Annotated in this window: 15 protein-coding genes, 1 pseudogene and 1 riboswitch; of the genes and pseudogenes, 8 read left to right on the forward strand and 8 right to left on the reverse strand. The window is 75.5% G+C overall.

Annotated features, from left to right (window positions below; all coding sequences use genetic code 11):
* The first annotated feature begins 160 nt into the window (after nt 1–160).
* A riboswitch (cobalamin riboswitch) is annotated at nt 161–289 on the forward strand.
* 54 nt (nt 290–343) lie between these two features.
* Entirely contained in the window at nt 344–1393 is a 1050-nt protein-coding gene (locus tag KDL28_RS32920) for a homocysteine S-methyltransferase family protein (protein WP_252444885.1), read from the forward strand.
* An 82-nt stretch (nt 1394–1475) separates the two neighbouring features.
* Nucleotides 1476–2318, forward strand: coding sequence for a methyltransferase domain-containing protein (locus KDL28_RS32925; protein WP_252444887.1), 843 nt, complete (start codon nt 1476–1478; stop codon nt 2316–2318).
* Nucleotides 2319–2343: 25 nt separating this feature from the next.
* Here the strand turns inward: KDL28_RS32925 and KDL28_RS32930 are convergent, their stop codons facing one another.
* The gene (locus tag KDL28_RS32930) at nt 2344–3489 is read right to left on the reverse strand and encodes an RNA polymerase sigma factor (RefSeq protein ID WP_252444928.1); all 1146 of its coding nucleotides are present in this window, start codon (nt 3487–3489) and stop codon (nt 2344–2346) included.
* Between the two features lie 14 nt (nt 3490–3503).
* Nucleotides 3504–3911 carry a YciI family protein gene (locus KDL28_RS32935; RefSeq protein ID WP_252444889.1) on the reverse strand — a complete coding sequence of 136 codons (408 nt, stop codon included), beginning with the start codon at nt 3909–3911 and terminating at the stop codon, nt 3504–3506.
* Between the two features lie 179 nt (nt 3912–4090).
* On the opposite strand from KDL28_RS32935, the gene KDL28_RS32940 reads away from it, so the two are divergent.
* From KDL28_RS32940 to KDL28_RS32960, 5 genes are all read left to right on the forward strand, one after another.
* Nucleotides 4091–4975 (forward strand): aldo/keto reductase, encoded by an 885-nt coding sequence (locus KDL28_RS32940; RefSeq protein WP_252444891.1) that lies wholly within the window; start codon nt 4091–4093, stop codon nt 4973–4975.
* A gap of 99 nt (nt 4976–5074) precedes the next feature.
* Nucleotides 5075–6631 (forward strand): FMN-binding glutamate synthase family protein, encoded by a 1557-nt coding sequence (locus KDL28_RS32945; RefSeq protein WP_252444893.1) that lies wholly within the window; start codon nt 5075–5077, stop codon nt 6629–6631.
* Between the two features lie 52 nt (nt 6632–6683).
* Nucleotides 6684–7538: an extracellular catalytic domain type 1 short-chain-length polyhydroxyalkanoate depolymerase gene (locus tag KDL28_RS32950; protein ID WP_252444894.1), complete on the forward strand. Its 855-nt coding sequence runs from the start codon at nt 6684–6686 to the stop codon at nt 7536–7538.
* A 67-nt stretch (nt 7539–7605) separates the two neighbouring features.
* Complete coding sequence (locus KDL28_RS32955) at nt 7606–8907, forward strand: zinc-dependent alcohol dehydrogenase family protein (protein ID WP_308216095.1); 1302 nt, start codon at nt 7606–7608, stop codon at nt 8905–8907.
* Nucleotides 8904–10349 carry a DHA2 family efflux MFS transporter permease subunit gene (locus tag KDL28_RS32960; protein ID WP_252444896.1) on the forward strand — a complete coding sequence of 482 codons (1446 nt, stop codon included), beginning with the start codon at nt 8904–8906 and terminating at the stop codon, nt 10347–10349. Before KDL28_RS32955 ends, KDL28_RS32960 begins: the two co-directional genes overlap by 4 nt.
* 9 nt (nt 10350–10358) lie before the next feature.
* Here KDL28_RS32960 and KDL28_RS32965 read toward each other — a convergent pair whose 3' ends face one another.
* The 4 genes from KDL28_RS32965 to KDL28_RS32980 form a co-directional block, all read right to left on the reverse strand.
* Nucleotides 10359–12908 carry a M48 family metalloprotease gene (locus KDL28_RS32965; protein ID WP_252444898.1) on the reverse strand — a complete coding sequence of 850 codons (2550 nt, stop codon included), beginning with the start codon at nt 12906–12908 and terminating at the stop codon, nt 10359–10361.
* A 9-nt stretch (nt 12909–12917) separates the two neighbouring features.
* On the reverse strand, nt 12918–13382 hold the full coding sequence (locus KDL28_RS32970; RefSeq protein ID WP_252444900.1) for a hypothetical protein: 465 nt from the start codon (nt 13380–13382) through the stop codon (nt 12918–12920).
* 214 nt (nt 13383–13596) lie between these two features.
* The gene (locus KDL28_RS32975; protein WP_252444902.1) at nt 13597–14349 is read right to left on the reverse strand and encodes a hypothetical protein; all 753 of its coding nucleotides are present in this window, start codon (nt 14347–14349) and stop codon (nt 13597–13599) included.
* A gap of 85 nt (nt 14350–14434) precedes the next feature.
* Nucleotides 14435–14854 carry an ATP-binding protein gene (locus tag KDL28_RS32980; RefSeq protein ID WP_252444904.1) on the reverse strand — a complete coding sequence of 140 codons (420 nt, stop codon included), beginning with the start codon at nt 14852–14854 and terminating at the stop codon, nt 14435–14437.
* A 140-nt stretch (nt 14855–14994) separates the two neighbouring features.
* On the opposite strand from KDL28_RS32980, the gene KDL28_RS32985 reads away from it, so the two are divergent.
* Nucleotides 14995–15978, forward strand: coding sequence for an alpha/beta fold hydrolase (locus KDL28_RS32985; RefSeq protein ID WP_252444906.1), 984 nt, complete (start codon nt 14995–14997; stop codon nt 15976–15978).
* Between the two features lie 30 nt (nt 15979–16008).
* On the opposite strand, the gene KDL28_RS42280 is transcribed toward KDL28_RS32985, so the two are convergent.
* Together KDL28_RS42280 and KDL28_RS40780 are read right to left on the reverse strand one after the other, a co-directional pair.
* Nucleotides 16009–16419, reverse strand: a complete 411-nt coding sequence (locus KDL28_RS42280; protein ID WP_372497142.1) for an aromatic-ring hydroxylase C-terminal domain-containing protein — start codon at nt 16417–16419, stop codon at nt 16009–16011.
* A gap of 120 nt (nt 16420–16539) precedes the next feature.
* Nucleotides 16540–17595: pseudogene (locus tag KDL28_RS40780) on the reverse strand (FAD-dependent monooxygenase); the annotation flags it as partial.
* Nucleotides 17596–17612 lie beyond the last annotated feature (17 nt).

Here is a 17612-nt window from a genome sequence, read left to right on the forward strand (position 1 = left end):
GGTCCGGCACGCGCCCCGGTCTCCCCTGCGGCAGCACCACCGCGACCGGGAGGTCCCGTGGGCAGGCTCGTCGTGACCGAGCACGTCGCCCCCGGCGCCAGGTGCTTATCCGGCGCGATCCCGGGTATCCGCCCCTACACTCGCCGCAGCGATGCAGGACCGGGAAGCCGGTGCGAATCCGGCACGGTCCTCGCCACTGTGACCAGGGAGCCCGCCCCCGAACTCGCCACTGGACCGCACGATCCGGGAAGGCCGGGGACGGGCGTCCGACCTGGGAGTCAGGAGACCGCCTGCACCGCTCCGCTTTGGTGCCGATCCACGAGAGATGGAGTGCTGCGCGCTCATGAACGACCGCACACCGCTGACCGACCGCCTGGACGCGGGCCCGCTGATCTGCGCCGAGGGTTTCCTCTTCGAGCTCGAACGGCGCGGCTACCTCACCGCGGGCGAGTTCGTGCCCGAAGTCGCGCTGGAGTACCCCGATGCGCTCCGCGCGCTGCACGTGGACTTCCAGCGCGCCGGCTCCGACGTCGTCGAGGCCTTCACCTACAACGGGCACCGCGAGAAGATGCGGGTCATCGGCAAGGAGGACCAGCTCGAACCCCTCAACCGGGCCGCGCTGCGGATCGCCCGCGAGGTGGCCGACGCGCAGCCGGGCAACCTGATGGCCGGCAACATCTCCAACAGCAACATCTGGGACCCCGCCGACGAGCAGCGCCAGGGCGAGGTCCGGAGCATGTTCCGGGAGATGGTGGGCTGGGCCGTCGAGGGCGGCGCCGACCTGATCATCGGCGAGACCTTCTACTACGCCGGTGAGGCCCTCGCCGCCCTGGAGGTCGCCAAGTCGAGCGGGCTGCCCGTCGTGCTCACCATCGCCCCGATGGCGCAGAACGAGATGGCCGACGGCGTGGGCATCGTGGAGACCTGCCGGCGGCTGGAGCAGGGCGGCGCGGACGTCGTCGGCATGAACTGCTTCCGCGGGCCGGCGACCATGCTGCCGTGGCTGCGCGAGATCCGCGCCGCGGTGTCCTGCCACGTCGGCGCGCTGCCGATCCCCTACCGGACCACCGCCGCCGAGCCGACGTTCTTCAACCTCAGCGACCCCGCCGCGAGCGTGCCCTCCCCGCACGGGCGCACGTTCCCGACCGCGCTGGACCCGCTGTACGCGAACCGCTACGAGATCGGCGCCTTCGCCCGCGAAGCCGCCGAGATCGGGGTCAACTACCTCGGCGTGTGCTGCGGCGCGTCGCCGATGCTGATCCGCCAGGTCGCCGAGGCCGTCGGGCGCACCACCGAGGCCAGCCGGTTCTCCGAGAAGATGGCGAACCACTTCATGTACGGCGACAACGAGCGCCTGCCCGAGCACATCGTGGCGCTGGGCGAGAAGGCCTGACCGCGAGCAGACCCACTCTCCCAATTCCCATGATGTGGGAGAATGGTTGCGCATAGTGGGACGCGGCCCGGACGATGACGCCGTGCGCGCCGACCGGGATACCTACACCCACGGCCACGCGGCCAGCGTCCTGCGCTCCCACGCGGTGCGCACCGTCGCGAACTCCGCCGCTTACGCCGCGGCGCACCTGCGACCCGGCGCCACCGTCCTCGACGTCGGCTGCGGCCCCGGGACGATCACCGCCGACATCGCCCGGCACGTGGCGCCGGGCACCGTGCTGGGGATCGAGCCGGTGCCCGGGCCGCTGGAGCAGGCCCGGGCGCACGCGGCCGGACTGGGCAACATCGGCTTCGCCCTCGGCGACGTCTACGCCCTCGACCACCCCGACGGCGCCTTCGACGTCGTGCACGCCCACCAGGTCCTGCAGCACCTCACCGACCCGGTGGCGGCCCTGCGCGAGATGCTGCGCGTCGCCGGCCCCGACGGGGTCGTCGCCGCCCGCGACGCCGACTACGCCGCGATGACCTGGTACCCGACCGATCCCCGGCTCGACCGCTGGCTGTCGATCTACCGCGCCGTCGCGCGCGGGAACGGCGCCGAACCCGACGCCGGACGCCGGCTGCTGTCCTGGGCCCGCGCCGCGGGCGCGGCCGAGGTGGTCCCGACCGCGTCGGTCTGGTGCTACGCCACCCCGCAGGACCGGCAGTGGTGGGGCGGGATGTGGGCCGACCGGATCCTCACCTCCGCCATCACCGCCCAGGCCGTCGACGGCGGCCACGCCGATCCGGCCGAGCTGCGCGAGATCTCCCGGGCGTGGCGGGACTGGGCCGCCCACGACGACGGCTGGTTCCTGGTACCGCACGGGGAGGTCCTCTGCCGGCCGTCCGCGCCCACGACGTCGACCGCACCACCGGACGAGCGGTGAGGACCGTGCCGAGCGCGCGACGGGCTCACCCGCGCAGCACCTGACCGATCCGCGCCGCCTGCCGGGTGAGGTGGTGGCGCTCGGCCAGGTTGGGGGCCGACCGGGCGGCGTCGGCGTAGAGCCGCGCCGCGGTCGGCAGGTCGCCCGCCTTCTCGTGCAGGTACGCCGAGGCGGCGCTGTAGCGGGGCAGCCCGGGGTCCACCGCGGCCAGGGCGGCCAGACCGGCCGCGGGCCCGTCCGCCTCGCCGACCGCGATCGCCCGGTTGAGCGCCACCACGGGGCTGGCGGTGAGCCGGAGCAGCTCGTCGTACCAGCCGACGATCTGCACCCAGTCCGTCTCCTCCGCCCGCGGCGCGTCGGCGTGCAGGGCGGCGATGGCCGCCTGGGCCTGGAACTCGCCGAGCCGGTCGCGCCCCAGCGCGGCCTGCAGGACGGCGACGCCCTCGGCGATGAGCGAGGTGTCCCAGCGGGAGCGGTCCTGCTCGGCCAGCGGGACCAGGCTGCCGTCGGGCCGGGTCCGGGCCGGCCGCCGGGCGTGGTGCAGCAGCATCAGCGCCAGCAGCCCCGCGGTCTCCTCCGCGTAGGCCCGCGAGGCCAGCTGCCGGGTCAGCCGGATCGCCTCCGCGGCCAGGTCGACGTCGCCGGTGTAGCCCTCGTTGAAGACCAGGTAGAGCACCCGCCGCACGGTCGCCGGGTCGCCCGGCTGGTCGAACCGCACGCCGGCGACCGTGCGCTTGGCCCGACTGATCCGCTGCGCCATCGTCGCCTCCGGCACGAGGTAGGCCTGGGCGATCTGGGCGGTGGTCAGGCCGCCGACGGCGCGCAGCGTGAGGGCGGCCGCGGACGTCGGGGTCAGCGACGGGTGGGCGCACAGGAAGAACAGCCGCAGCGTGTCGTCGGCGGACGCGGCAGGGCCGGGCGGCGGCTCGGCCTCGACGCGCTGCTCCCGCTCGCGGCGCGAGACCTCGGAGCGGTGCGCGTCGAGGAACTTGCGCCAGGCGACCGTGACCAGCCAACCCTTCGGGTCGGCCGGCCTGCGGTCCGGCCAGGTCACCGTGGCCTGGACGAGCGCTTCCTGGACGGCGTCCTCGGCCGTCGCGAAGTCGGCCCCGCGACGCACGAGGACGCCGATCACCGCGGGGGTCAGCTCCCGCAGCAGCGCCTCGTCCACGACCCCGGCCCGGCTCACTCGGTGACCGTCGGCGGGTGGCCCAGGAACGGGCGCAGCTCGAGCCACTCGTGGATCGGCTCGCCGCCGGCCCCGGGGGCCGCGGACAGCTCCCCCGCCAGCTCGAGCGCGCGCTCGTAGCTGTCGACGTCGATCACCATCCAGCCGGCGATCAGGTCCTTGGTCTCGGCGAAGGGCCCGTCGGTGACCGGCGGCCTGCCCTCCCCGTCGTACCGGACGAACGTGCCCTCCGGGGCGAGGGCCTGGCCGTCGACGTACTCACCGGTGCCCTCCAGCCGGGTGGCGAAGTCGGCCATGTACAGGATGTGGTCCTGGATCTCCTGCGGGCTCCACTGGTCCATCGGAACGGGGTTCACGGCCTCGGGGGCGCCCCGGTAGTGCTTGAGAAGCAGGTACTTCGCCATCGTCGTTCTCCTCCGTGCGGTGCGGCCGCGGTGGCCGCTCCCGACCCTGGGACGGAGCCGCCGCACCGGTCTCGACGTCCCCGCCCCATCCTTCTGCAGAGAACTCCGGACCGGCGCGCCCGGCGGTGGAGATCGCGCCGGACGGAGTGGAGCGGGTGCTGACCGGGTAGGTCGACCGCATGCGGACACGGACCATAGGGAACGACACCGTCGGGCGCGTCGAGGTGGGCGCGATCGGCCTCGGGCTGATGACCTTCGACCAGACCGGCACCCAACCCCGCGAGCAGCTCGCCGCCACCGTCCGCGCCGCACTCGACGCCGGCGTCACCCTGTTCGACACCGCCGACGCCTACGGGCCCGGCCAGGACAAGGGCGCCGCGGCCCAGGGCGAGAACGAACGCCTCATCGCCTCGCTGCTCGACGAGCTCGGCGTGCGCGACCGGGTGTTCCTGGCCACCAAGGGCGGCCACACCCGCACCGACGGCGGCGGCTGGGCCACCGACAGCTCCCCCGAACACCTGCGGGCCGCCGTGGACGCCAGCCTGCAGCGCCTGGGCGTCGAGCAGATCGCGCTGTGGCAGCACCACCGCCCCGACCCCGCGGTCCCCTACGACGAGGTCGTCGGCACGCTCAAGGAGATCGCCGACTCGGGCAAGGTGCGGATGCTCGGCCTGTCCAACGCCGACCCCGACCAGATCCGCGCCGCCCACTCGGTCCTGGGCGACGCGCTGGCCGGCGTGCAGAACCAGTTCTCGCCGGCCTACCGCGGCAGCCGCCCCGAGATCGACGTCTGCACCGAGCTGGGGCTGGCGTTCCTTCCGTGGAGCCCGCTCGGCGGTCTGGGCGACGCGAAGGAGCTCGCCGACAAGCACCCGGCGTTCGCCGAGATCGCCCGGGCCCGCGGCGTCAGCCCGCAGCAGGTGGCGCTGGCCTGGGAGCTGGCCCAGTCGCCGGTGGTCATCCCGATCCCCGGCGCCAAGCGACCGCAGTCGATCACCGACTCGGCCGCCGCCGCCGACCTGGAGCTCACCGCGGAGGAGCTGTCCGCGCTGGACGGGAGCTGACCGGGACGGGCCGACCACGTGCGGGGGCCGGCGACCCGGCCGTGGCGGCGGGCCGAGCGCCGATCAGCGCGGAGCGGGCGCGCGGCGCAGACTCCCCCCGTGAGATGGAGTCGACTGCTCCCGGTGGCCGCGGCCGCCGGGGTCGCCGCGCACGACCTGCTGCAGCGCCGGCACGCCCTGCTGCGCAACTTCCCCGTGCTCGGCCACGCCCGCTACCTCATCGAGGCGATCGGACCCGAGCTGCGCCAGTACATCGTCGCCGCCAACGACGAGGAGCGCCCGTTCAGCCGCGACCAGCGGCGCTGGGTGTACTCCTCGGCCAAGCTGGAGAACAACTACTTCGGCTTCGGCACCGACAACGACGTCGAGCACACCCCCGGCTACGTCATCATCAAGCACCGCACCTTCGGCCGCGCCGTGCCCACGACCCACCCGCACGCGGGCGAGGAGTCGTGGCTGCCCTGCGCGAAGGTCATGGGCGCCGCCCGCGGGCGCCGCCACGCCTTCCGCCCGAACTCGGTGGTCAACGTCTCCGGCATGAGCTTCGGCTCGCTGTCGGGCAACGCGGTCGAGGCGCTCAACCGGGGCGCCGCGCTGGCCGGGTGCCTGCAGAACACCGGGGAGGGCAGCATCTCGCCCTACCACCGCAAGGGCGGTGAGCTGGTCTGGCAGATCGGCACCGGCTACTTCGGCTGCCGCGACGACCACGGCCGCTTCGACCTGGCGCGGCTCAAGGACGCCGTCGCCGCGGCCCCGGTCCGGGCGCTGGAGGTCAAGCTCAGCCAGGGCGCCAAACCCGGCCTGGGCGGGGTGCTGCCCGGGGCGAAGGTGTCCGCGGAGATCGCCACGACCCGCGGCGTCCGGCAGGGGCGCGACTGCATCAGCCCCTCCCGGCACGCCGAGTTCGACAGCACCGACGCCCTGCTCGACTGGGTCGAGATGCTCGCCGACGAGACCGGGCTCCCGGTCGGCATCAAGTCCGCGGTCGGCGACCTGGACTTCTGGGCGCAGCTCGCGGACCTGATGGCCACCACCGGACGGGGCGTCGACTTCGTGAGCGTCGACGGCGGCGAGGGCGGCACCGGCGCCTCACCGCTGGTGTTCACCGACTCGGTCGCGCTGCCGTTCCGGCTCGGGTTCAGCCGGGTGTACCGGCAGTTCGCCCAGCGCGGGCTGCACGAGCGGGTCGTCTTCGCCGGCGCGGGCAAGCTCGGGCTGCCCGACAACGCGGTGGTCGCCTTCGCCCTGGGCGCCGACGTGGTCAACGTCGGGCGGGAGGCGATGCTCGCGATCGGCTGCGTGCAGGCCCAGAAGTGCCACACCGACACCTGCCCGACCGGCGTCGCCACCCAGAACCGCTGGCTCGCCCACGGGCTCGACCCGGCGCTGAAGTCCGTGCGCGCGGCCAACTACGTCACGACCCTGCGCCGCGACCTGCTCAAGGTCAGCGAGACCGTCGGCGTCGAGCACCCCGCGCTCGTCACCGCCGACGACGTCGAGATCCTCACCGGCCAGACGGTCGGCACCCCGCTGCGGGAGGTCTACGACTACGACCCCGGGTGGGGCCTGCCGTCCGAGGCCCACCGGCGGGAGATCGCGGCGCTCATGGCCGGCACCGCCCCCCAGGGCGGCTCGGCCCCGCCGTCGCGCGGCTGACCCCGGCGCCGGTCCACCCACCCACCCACCCACCCACCGCCCCGGGACGCCCATGACCGACCACCGCTCCGGCGGCCGGACCCGCCGGCTGAACCACACCGAGCCGGCCGGCACCCGCGCCTACCGCCTCCACGTCCCGGCCGGGCGCACCGGCGAGCCGGTGCCGCTGCTGGTCATGCTGCACGGCGGCCGGCAGGACGCCGCCGACTTCGCGGCCGGCACCCGGATGGACGAGCTGGCCCAGCGGCACACCTTCCTGGTGGCCTACCCGGAGCAGCCGACCTCGGCCAACCCGGGCGCCTACTGGAACTGGTTCGACCGGGCCCACCAGCGGGCCGGCCGCGGCGAGCCGTCGATCATCGCCGGCATCACCCGCCGCGTCGTGGCCGAGCACGCCGTCGACCCCGGCCGGGTCTTCGTGTCCGGGCTGTCGGCCGGCGGGGCGATGGCCGCGGTGATGGCGGCGACCCATCCCGACCTCTACGCCGGGGTCGGGGTGCACTCCGGGGTCGCCCACGGGGCGGCGCACGACGTCCGCTCGGGCCTGCTCGCCATGCGCAACGGCGGATCGCCCGCGGCCACGAGCCGGGTCCCGTTGATCGTCTTCCACGGCGACGCCGACCCCGTCGTCGCCCCGGTGAACGCCGAGAAGCTGGTCGCCGCGCGGCTGGCCGCCTCCCCGCCCGCGACCACCACCACGCACCGCGTCGAGCGGGCAGGCCGCGCCGCGACCCGGACCGTCCACACCGCCGCCGACGGCGCGGTCCTCGTCGAGCGCTGGACCGTGCACGGCGGTGGCCACGCCTGGTACGGCGGCAGCCCCGCCGGCTCCTACACCGACCCGCGCGGGCCCGACGCCTCCGCCGAGATGGTCCGGTTCTTCCTGGGGCCCGACGCCGGCCGCTGACGCCCGGCGCCCTCCGTCCGGGTCGGGGGTGCAGACGCCACCGCCGGTCCTGCAGCAGGATGGGGCGGTGCGCGCCGTCGTCCTCGATGCCGTTCGGGCCCGCCCCGAGGTCCGGGAGGTGGCCGATCCCACCGCCCCGGTCGGCGGGGTGGTGGTGCGCGTGATGGCCACCGGCCTGTGCCGCAGCGACTGGCACGCCTGGGCCGGGCACGACGAGATCGCCTTCCCGCACGTGCCGGGCCACGAGCTGGCCGGCGTGGTGGCCGAGGTGGACGCGCGGGTCGGCCGGTGGCGGGTCGGCGACCGGGTGACCGTCCCGTTCGTCTGCGGCTGCGGCCGGTGCGCGTGGTGCCGGGCCGGGGACGCGCAGGTCTGCCCGGACCAGCAGCAACCGGGGTTCACCCACTGGGGGTCGTTCGCCGAGTACGTCGCCCTGCACGGCGCCGACACGAACCTGGTGGCGCTCCCCGAGCAGGTCGACTTCGCCACCGCGGCCGCGCTCGGCTGCCGGTTCGCCACGGCCTACCGCGCCCTCGTCGGTCGCGCCCGGGTCGTCGCGGGCGAGTGGGTGACCGTGGTCGGGGCAGGCGGCGTGGGGCTCAGCACGGTGATGATCGCCCGTGCGCTGGGCGCCCGGGTGGTCGCGGTGGACCGGAACCCGCAGGCCCTGGCCGTCGCCACCGGGCTGGGCGCGGAGCAGGTGCTGGCGGCCGACGGCACCGACGTCCCGGCGGCCGTCGCCGACCTGACCGGCGGTGGCAGCCACGTCGCCGTCGACGCGGTCGGCAGCGAGGCGACCTGCGCCGACGCCGTCCTGAGCCTCCGCCGCCGGGGCCGCCACGTCCAGGTCGGGCTGCTGCCGCCGGTCGAGGGCCACCCGCGGGTGCCGATGGCGCGGGTGATCGCGTGGGAGCTCGACCTGCTGGGCAGCCACGGGATGGCCGCGCTCGACTACCCGGCGATGATGGCGCTCATCGAAGAGGGCTCGCTGCAGCCCCAACGGCTGGTCGAGCGCACGATCGGGCTCGACGAGGCGGCGGCCGCCCTGCCCGACTTCGACCGGGCCGTGGTCGCCGGCATGACCATGGTCGACCCCGCCCGCTTACCGGTTCGGCGCGCGAGGGACCCACGCCGCTTCCCGCCGTATCCAACGTATAGCGCACCGGGGGGCTTGCCGCAAGACCCCGGTCGTGCCGCAGAATCGCCGAGCCGTTCGGGCCGGAGCCCCGCAAACGGTGCGCCCGAAAGGGATCTGCCGGCAGTTCCCCGACCCCGTGGCGCGAACTCCGTTCAACGCACAACCGACGGCGCAGAAATCTCCGCGGAGCAGTCCGCGCGGTGGTGCTGCGCCGGGCAAGGAAGGTCTTGACCCAACCCACCACTCCGAACGCCGCCACCGAACCGGTGGCGGCCCCGTCGGAGAAACTCGACCGCAGAATCCTCGCGATCGGCGGCGTCGTCGTGCTCGGCGCGATCATGGCGATGCTCGACATCACCGTGGTCAACGTGGCGCTCGACCACCTGATCGACGAATTCGACACGACCCTCGCCACGATGCAGTGGGTGGCGACGGGCTACACGCTGGCGCTCGCCACAGTGATCCCGCTGTCCGGCTGGGCCGCGGACCGGTTCGGCACCAAGCGGGTCTACCTCACCGCGGTGTTCCTGTTCGTCGTGGGCTCGGCACTGGCCGGCATCGCCTGGTCGGCCGAGTCGCTGATCCTGTTCCGGGTCCTGCAGGGCCTCGGCGGCGGCATGCTGACCCCGCTCAGCATGACGATCCTGGTCGGCGCGGCCGGGCCGGCGCGGATCGGGCGGGTGATGGCCGTGCTCGGCATCGCCATGCAGCTGGGCCCGATCGGCGGTCCCGTCCTCGGCGGCTGGCTGGTCGACGACGTGTCCTGGCGCGCGATCTTCTTCGTGAACATCCCGGTCGGGATCCTGACCATGGTCCTCGGCGCGCGCATCCTGCCCGACGACGAGCCGCGGCCGACCGAGAAGCTCGACGTGCTCGGCCTGCTCCTGCTCTCGCCCGGCCTGGCCGCGCTGATCTACGGCCTGGCCCAGGTGCCCGCGCACGCGGGTGTCGGGCACCCCGCGGTGTACCTGCCGGCGGGTGCGGGCGCCGTCCTGGTGGCCGTGTTCGTGTGGCACGCGGGGCGCACGCCGAACGCCCTCATCGACCTGAAGCTGTTCGGCAACCGGGCCTTCTCCACGGCCACCGTCACGATGGTGCTGGTGATGATCGCGGTCTTCGGCTCGATGCTGCTGTTCCCGCTGTACTTCCAGCAGGTGCGGGGGCAGGGCGCGTTGCAGGCCGGCCTGTTGATCGTGCCGCAGGGCATCGGGATGATGATCATCATGCCGATCGCCGGCCGCCTCGTCGACCGCGGTCACGCGGCGAAGCTGGTGCGGCTGGGCATCCTGCTGGTCATCGGCGTGGTGGCGGTGCTGACGCAGCTCACCGACTCCACGGCGTACTGGCTGATCGGGGTGGCGCTGTTCGTGCTGGGCGTGGCGCTGGGCATGGTCGGGATGCCGAACATGTCGATCGCGCTCAAGACCCTGCGCCCGCCGGACATCGCCCGCGGGTCGACGAGCCTGACCATCATCCAGCAGAGCGCCGCGGCGATCGGGACCGCGACGCTGTCGGTGATCCTGACCCACGAGATCGAGGACCCGCTCGCCCCGCCCGCCGTCCTGGCCGAGGCCTACGCGTCGACCTTCACGTGGGCGCTGGTGCTGCTGGCCGCGGCGCTGGTCTCGGCGCTGTTCCTGCCGCGGGGCGAGCCGGCCGGCCGAACGGGGTGAGCTGACGCCCTACTCCTCGAGGGCGGCTATCGCGGTCGCCCACTGCTGGAAGGCCCGCAGCTCCTCGGCGCGGTGGCCCTCGGCGGCCGCGAAGGCGCCCGGGTCCGCGGCGGTGTAGCCCACCGCGTACACCTCCAGCGAGACCTGCTTCGCCCGCAACGCGCGCAGCACCCGGTCGTGCGCGGCGCGGATCTCCGCGGTGGCGGGCCGGTGGGCCTCGGCGACGACGAGGACCTCGCGGAGCGGGGGGAGCACCTCGTACCGGATCCGGTCGGCACGGGCGGGGTCGCGCACCACGGCCCCGTCCCCGACCGCGTCCCGCGCCCGGTCCTCGACCTGCTCGTAGCGCCCGAGCAGGTCGGGGACCACCACGGTCACGTACTCCTGGACCGGGGAGAGGGTGGGGGGCGCGGTCGCCGCGGCCACGGTGCCGACGCCGAGCCCCGCGGCCACCGCGGTGCCGACGGCGACCGCCGCGAGCACCCCGCCCCGCGGCCCCGGCGAGCGGCGGCGCAGTCCGCCGACCGCGGCCGCGACCGGCGCGGTGAGCGCGGTCGCGAAGAACCCCATCACCAGCGCCGCGCACAGCGCGTCGGCGACGATCCCGGCGTCGAGCTCGCTGCCGTGGCCGAGGAACAGCGCCAGCGAGCAGGTCGTGGTGGTCGTGGCGGCGAGCGGGCCGACCAGTCCCCCGAGGCCGGGCCCGTCGGCCGGGCGCAGCACGCCCAGCGCCGCAGAGCCGGCCGCGCCCACGGCCGCGGCCAGCACGAAGGAGGTGAAGAACCGGTGCAGCGTCTGGGCGTCGGTGACCGCGGGCGCGACCAGCAGATCGGCGACCACGGCGACCGCCCCGCCACCCAGCCCGGCCAGCACCCCGGCGCCGCCGACCACGACGGCCCGCGGCGCCGCCGCCGGCCAGGGCGCCGGCCCGCCGCGCTCGACGATCCAGGCCGGAGCCCAGCCGTCCCTCCGGGAGACGACGAGCGCGACGACGACGGCACCGACCACGACGAGCACCGCGGCCACCGGCAACCAGCGGTCGGGCATGGCGAGCAACCAGAGCCCCACCAGCGGCCAGCCTCCCCCGCCGAGCACGAGGTCGAACTGGACGAGGGCCCACACCACCGCGGCGAACACCGTCCCGCTCACCACCACCGCCGGGACCCACGCCCGCCGGGGCCCGCGCAGCGCCGCGACGGCGTCGGCCCACACCTCCCCCGCGCCCGCGACGAGCAGGGTGGCGCCCGCGCCCGCCGCGGCGACCACCGGGAACCACAACGGGTCCTCGACCCCGAACCCGACGGTCGCCGCCGTGCCGAGCGAGGTCGGGTAGCCGCAGACCAGGCCGGCGGCCACGCCCAGCGCGGCGGGCCACGGCGACGCCGGGCGCCCGGTCGTGCGGGCCACCACCGAGGCCCGCCACAGCGCCAGCCCGACCGAGGCGCCCAGCAGCGGGCCCACGACCAGGGCCACGCCCAGCTGGGCGAGCGCGTTGGACGCCCGCCCGGCGGCGCCCGACACCACCAGCGTGACCACGAGCGGCCCGGTCAGCCCGGACAGGAACGCGGCGGTGAACCCGTCCAGGAAACTCACCCGGGCGACGAGTTCCGGGTGCTCCAGGACCGCGCGCCGCTCGGCCGGGCCCGGGTGCAGTGCCAGCGGGCGGCGGTACCACGGGAGCTCGACCGCGCGGACCAGCGCGACGACCCCGAGCACCGGCTCCGGCCCGCCCGACAGCCGGGCCGCCCGCAGGTCGGCGTCGTGCTCCCGGGAGCGCAGCAGGGCCGCGACGACCAGCTGCACGGTGCCGGCGAGCAGCAGGGCCCGCCACAGGTAGTCGAGCACCTGCGGGAGGTCGCCGGAGGCGGCCTCGGCCAGCACGGGCAGCACCAGCGCCGGGGCCAGCACGTACCAGATCGAGCGGGCCAGCCAGGCGAACGCGACGTCGCGGTGCACGACGTGCGCGAGTTCGTGGCGCACCACGGGGTCGAACAGCCGCGGGTCCCGCCACTTCAGCGCCAGCCCGATCGGCAGCACGACCGCGTAGCGACCCGGGGCGCCGAAGCTGAACGCGTCGCGCTGGCGGGCCGGACCGAGCAGCAGGGTCGGGCACCGGGCCAGCCCCGCGGCCGCGGACAGCTCGGCGAAGCGCTGCCCGGCCGGCCGGAGCCCGGGCACCGGCGGCACCAGCCGGCGCCGCCTGCGGATCAGCACCGGGGCGAGGTGCAGCACGCCGACCCCACCCAGGCCGACCGCCGCCGCCCCGCCCAGCACGAACGACGCCCGGGTGTGCTCGCTGCCCGCGCGGCAGACGTCGACCCCCGCCGTGCCGGTCGCCACCGGGCCGTCCGCCGGGACCTGCTGGGACACCGCGCAGGCCTGGTAGGTCTCCCACCACCCGACCCCCGCCACCTCGCTGTGCAACCAGTCGCCGACGAAGAGGCCTGCGGCCAGCAGGGCGACCAGCAGCACCAGGAACCGGCCGGTCGTCGGCGCGGGGAAGGCGAGCACGTCGGGCCGGACCGGCGGCGGACGACCCGGGGCGGCGACGGCGTCCACGGCCGGGCCTCAGCCCACCCGGATCGCGCCGACGATCGCGTCGGCCACCAGCGCCGCCTGCTGGTCGGGCAGACCGACCGCGCGGGCCTGCCGCACCGCGATCCGGTGGACCGTGCGGGCCTGCTCGTCGGTCAACGGCGGCACCGGTGGCCCGGGCGCCGGGCCGCGCCGGAACAGCCCCCGCACCCAGGAGGTGATCCGCGCCTCGGACTCCTCGCGGGCGGCGGTCGACACGGTGGCGACCAGCCAGGTCACCACCGGGCCCGCCACGGCCAGTGCGTACGGGGTGAGCATGGCCAGGTCGAGGCCGAACCCGACGGCCTCCTCGCGCCGCGCCGGGCTCAGCACGGCCTGCGGGTCGGCGAAGTACTCCTGCGCGACCGGGTCGAACACGGCCAGCTCGTCGGGCGCCAACCGGCCCACGACCTGCCGGGCCAGCTCACCGGACAACGCGTCCGCCACGCGGCTGTCCATCCACGACCTCCTGCCGGGTGCGACGTGCGGGTCGGCGCACCGGCCGACCGCACGGGCCGGCCACGGGAGGAGCCCCGGTGGGAAGGCGGTGATACGCCGCCCGGGCACCGGCCCCGATCCGACGCCGCGGTCGTCGAGCAGGCCGACGTGGATGGCCGGCGCGTGAGCTGTCGCCGTCGGGTCGATCCGGTGTGCCGCGGCTGCCGGCTCCGGGTCAGTTCCCGCCCGGCCCGTCGGTGGAGCCCTTCGGGTTCCCGGCGTCGCGCCACGACGCGGGCGGGGACCCGAACGCGATCTCCGCCGACCGGATGACCGCGCGCGCGGTCACCAGGTTGCCGACGGCCCCGATGACGACCCCGATGCCCAGCGGCAGCGCCCGACCCAGCGCCAGCACTCCCTGCCGGATGATGTAACGCTTGACGAACCAGCGGGTCAGGCCGTTGTTGAGCAGCCCCAGCCGAGCCAGCGGCAGGTTGTCGGTGACCTCCCGGGCCCAGTCGTGGGACCGGCCGGTGACCTTGCGCAGCACGGCCTGCCCGCCCGCGCCCACCACGACCCCGAGGACGAGGGCTCGGCGCCGTTCCGGCTCGTCCGTCGGCAACGCGTGCACCTCGGCCACCGCGAGGGTGTAGATGACGGCGGCGTCCAGCGCGGCGAAGGCCTCCGCGCCGGCTGTCGCCAGCGAAGCCACCGTGCCCAGCGCCGGGATGATCGCGACCGCACCGCCCGCGGCGCCCGTCCCGGCGACCGCGATCCGGTACTGGCGCCCCAACCGGTCGACGACCTCGGCCGGGCTCATCTCCGGGTTCTTGCGGCGCACCGCCGCGACGTGGGCCGAGACCAGCGGGTGCTGCAGCCGCAGCGCACGCTCGACGCCCGACCGCAGCACCCAGCCGCCCACCCCGCCCGGCGCCGCGGCGTCCTCGGCAGCGGTGTCGGTCCCCGTCGATCGCGCGTGTGTGATCACGTCCGGATTCCTACCCTGACGGCCGGCCCGACGCAGCCCGGGCGCGACCGAATCCTCACCCGGGGCCCGCGTCACGAGGTCGTGCTCAGCCCTCGTCCGGCCCTCCCACCGGGACGGCGTTGCTGATCAGGGTGACGGCGGTGCCGTCCCCGTCGTGGCGGATGACCACCCGGTCCATGCAGGCCCGCATCGTCCGCAGGCCGAGGCCACGGCCCTCGGGGGCGGGACGCCACGTCCCCCGGTCGCGCACCATGATCGCCAGGCGCCGCCGCTCCGGCTCGAGCACCAGCCGCCCGGTCACCTCCACGTCGCCGGGCGCACCGACCGGGTAGGCGTGGCGAACGACGTTCGTGCACGCCTCGCTGATCGCCAGGAGCGCGTCGACGCGGTCCTCGTCCGGCCACTCCAGCCCCTGCAGCCAGCGGTCGAGCCCGTGCCGGAACAACGCCACCTGCACGGGTTCAGCAGGGAACTGGATGCTGTAGGAATCCGTCCGCACCACCACGGGCACAGGATGGCCGTCCCGCACCGGTACCGCGAACGCAGAGCCCGTCCGCTGCCCCTCGCCGCCGAGCCCCCACCCGTATCGGCCAGGTCACGGTGCGCTGACGAGTGCCCGGCCCTACTGGTGGGTAACCCATTGCCGTGCCCGCCCGCCCCACCGCCACGCCCATCTCCCGCCCGCGCCCGACCGTCCCGGTCGTCCAGCGGGAGATCCGCCTGCACGGCCAACCCACCACCTACCTCGAAGCGGGCGCCGGCAGCGGCGGCCCGGTCGTCGTCCTGCTGCACGGTCTGGCCAGCAGCTCGCGGACCTGGGCCGACGTCATGCCGCTGCTCGGGCGCACCGCCCACGTCATCGCACCGGACCTGCTCGGGCACGGCCGGTCCGCGAAGCCCCGCAGCGGCGACTACTCCCTCGGCGCCTACGCTGCGGGCCTGCGTGACCTGCTCGTCGCGCTCGGGCTCGACCGCGCCACGATCGTCGGCCACTCCTTCGGCGGCGGCGTCGCCATGCAGTTCGGCTACCAGTTCCCCGAGCACACCGAACGCATCGCCCTCGTGGCCAGCGGCGGCCTCGGGCAGGACGTCACCCCGCTGCTGCGGGCCGCGACCCTGCCCGGGGCAACGACGGCGCTGCGGGTCCTCACCGCGCTCAGCCCCGCGTGGCTGGCCCGCCTCACCCACCGCGTCGCTCGCGCGCTCCCACCGCTGGCCGGCCCGGACCTGGAGGGCGTGATCAGCGCGTTCACCTCCTTCGCCGACGGCGGTGCCCGCGGGGCGTTCCTGCAGACCACCCGCGGCGCGCTGGACCTGTCCGGCCAGCGCCTCGCCGGGACCGAACGGCTCTACCTGCTCGCCGACGTCCCCGTCCTGCTCGTCGGCGGGGGCCGCGACCCGGTCATCCCGGTCGCGCACACGGTCGACGCGCACGACCTGCTGCCCGCCAGCCGGCTGGAGGTCTTCGACGGCGCCGGGCACTTCCCCCACGTCGACGAGCCCGCCCGGTTCGCCCGCGTGTTCACCGAGTTCGTGTCCACCACCCCACCCCACCGCGCCGACATCGAGTCGCTCCGCCGACGACTGCGCGGGCTCGACCAGGTGCCCCCGGCGAAGCGCAGCGCCTAGCGTCCCGGTCACGCACGCGATCGCGCGCTCCTACCCGTCCAGCGCTCGGCCCCCGCTGCCGACGTCGGCCGGGCGCCCGGCGTCGACGCCCGCGCCGGGACCGCACCACCGCGCGACCGCCGCCACGGCCTCCGCGCCCAGGTTCGGCCGGTCGTCACCGGCCCAGGCGACGTAGCCGTCGGGACGGACCAGGACCACCGCGGGCCACCCCTCCGGCGGCTCGGTGCAGCGCGCGGCGAGCACCCGGGGCGAGGTCCCGACGGCGTCGGCGGCCGCGCCGCCGTCGGTCGAGTCCAGCAGCAGGAACCGGCCGCCGCGCAGCAGCTCGTAGAGCCTGCCGCCGGCGCACCGGACGTCAGGCACCCGCCGCCCGGTCCAGGGGTGGGTGCGGCGCCCCCCGGCGCGGTAGGCGATGCCGATGCCGGTCAGCCGCCCGACCATGCGCCGGCGGGCAGGGCCGAAGCGCAGCAGCGACCTGATGGCGCGCGCCTGCAGCGCCCGGCGGATCGCGGAACGACCCAGCACGAGGCGGTTGAAGCCGTCGGTCAGGGTGAGGACCTGGGCGCCGACGCGGTGCCGCTCGTCCTGGTAGCTGTCGAGCAGCCAGGAAGGAGCCCGGCCCCCGACGGCGGCGGCGAGCTTCCACCCGAGGTTCATCGCGTCCTGGATGCCGGTGTTCATGCCCTGCCCGCCCAGCGGCGAGTGCACGTGGGCGGCGTCGCCGGCGAGGAACACCCGACCGACCCGGTACTCGCGGGCCTGCCGGCGCTCGCTGCGGAACCGCGAGCTCCACCGCTGCTCGCCCATCCCGAAGTCGGTGCCGGCGATGCGGCCGAAGGCGGCGCGCACCTCCTCCACCGGCAGCGGCACGTCCAGCGGGACCTACTCGCGCAGCCGGTCCCAGGCGATCGCGCGGAACCAGCCGTCGCCGAACGGCACGACGATCACCGCGCCGGCGTCGCTGTTGGCCGCGAACATGGCGTCCTCGGGCGGGTCGGCGAGCCGGACGTCGGCGAGCATGATGTGCGTCTCGTACCGCCCGCCGACGAAGTCCACCCCGAGCAGGTCGCGGACCGTGCTGTGGGCGCCGTCGGTTCCCACCACGTAGTTCGCCGATCCGCCGCGGCCGTCGGTGAGGTCGACCTGCACCCGGGCCTCGTCCTGGCGCAGCCCGGCGACCTCGGCCCCCCGGACGATCTCGACGCCGAGCTCGCGGGCGCGCCGTTCCAGCAGGTGCTCGGTCGCGCTCTGCGGCGCGATGAGGATCATCGGGTAGCGGGTGTCGAGCCCCCGCAGGTCGATCACCGCGCCCGGGGCGGGCCGCACCTCGCGCACCGGCACGCCGCGCGGCACCAGTTCGTCGGCCAGGCCGCGCGCGTCGAGGAGTTCCAGGGTGCGGGCGTGCACCGCGAACGCCCGGGTGACGTTCGGCTGCTCGACGCGCCGCTCCAGCACCCGGCAGCGCACGCCGCGCAGCGCCAGTTCGCAGGCGAGCATGAGGCCGGTCGGGCCGGCGCCGACCACGATGACATCGGTGGGTTTCACGGGGCGCTCCTTCGGGGTGCACGGGTGGGACCACCGAGGACCGTCCCGGCGACCCGGGTGGGCGCGCACCACCCGATGCCCGCTCCACC

The organism is Pseudonocardia humida, from assembly GCF_023898865.1.
Lineage (GTDB): Bacteria > Actinomycetota > Actinomycetes > Mycobacteriales > Pseudonocardiaceae > Pseudonocardia > Pseudonocardia humida.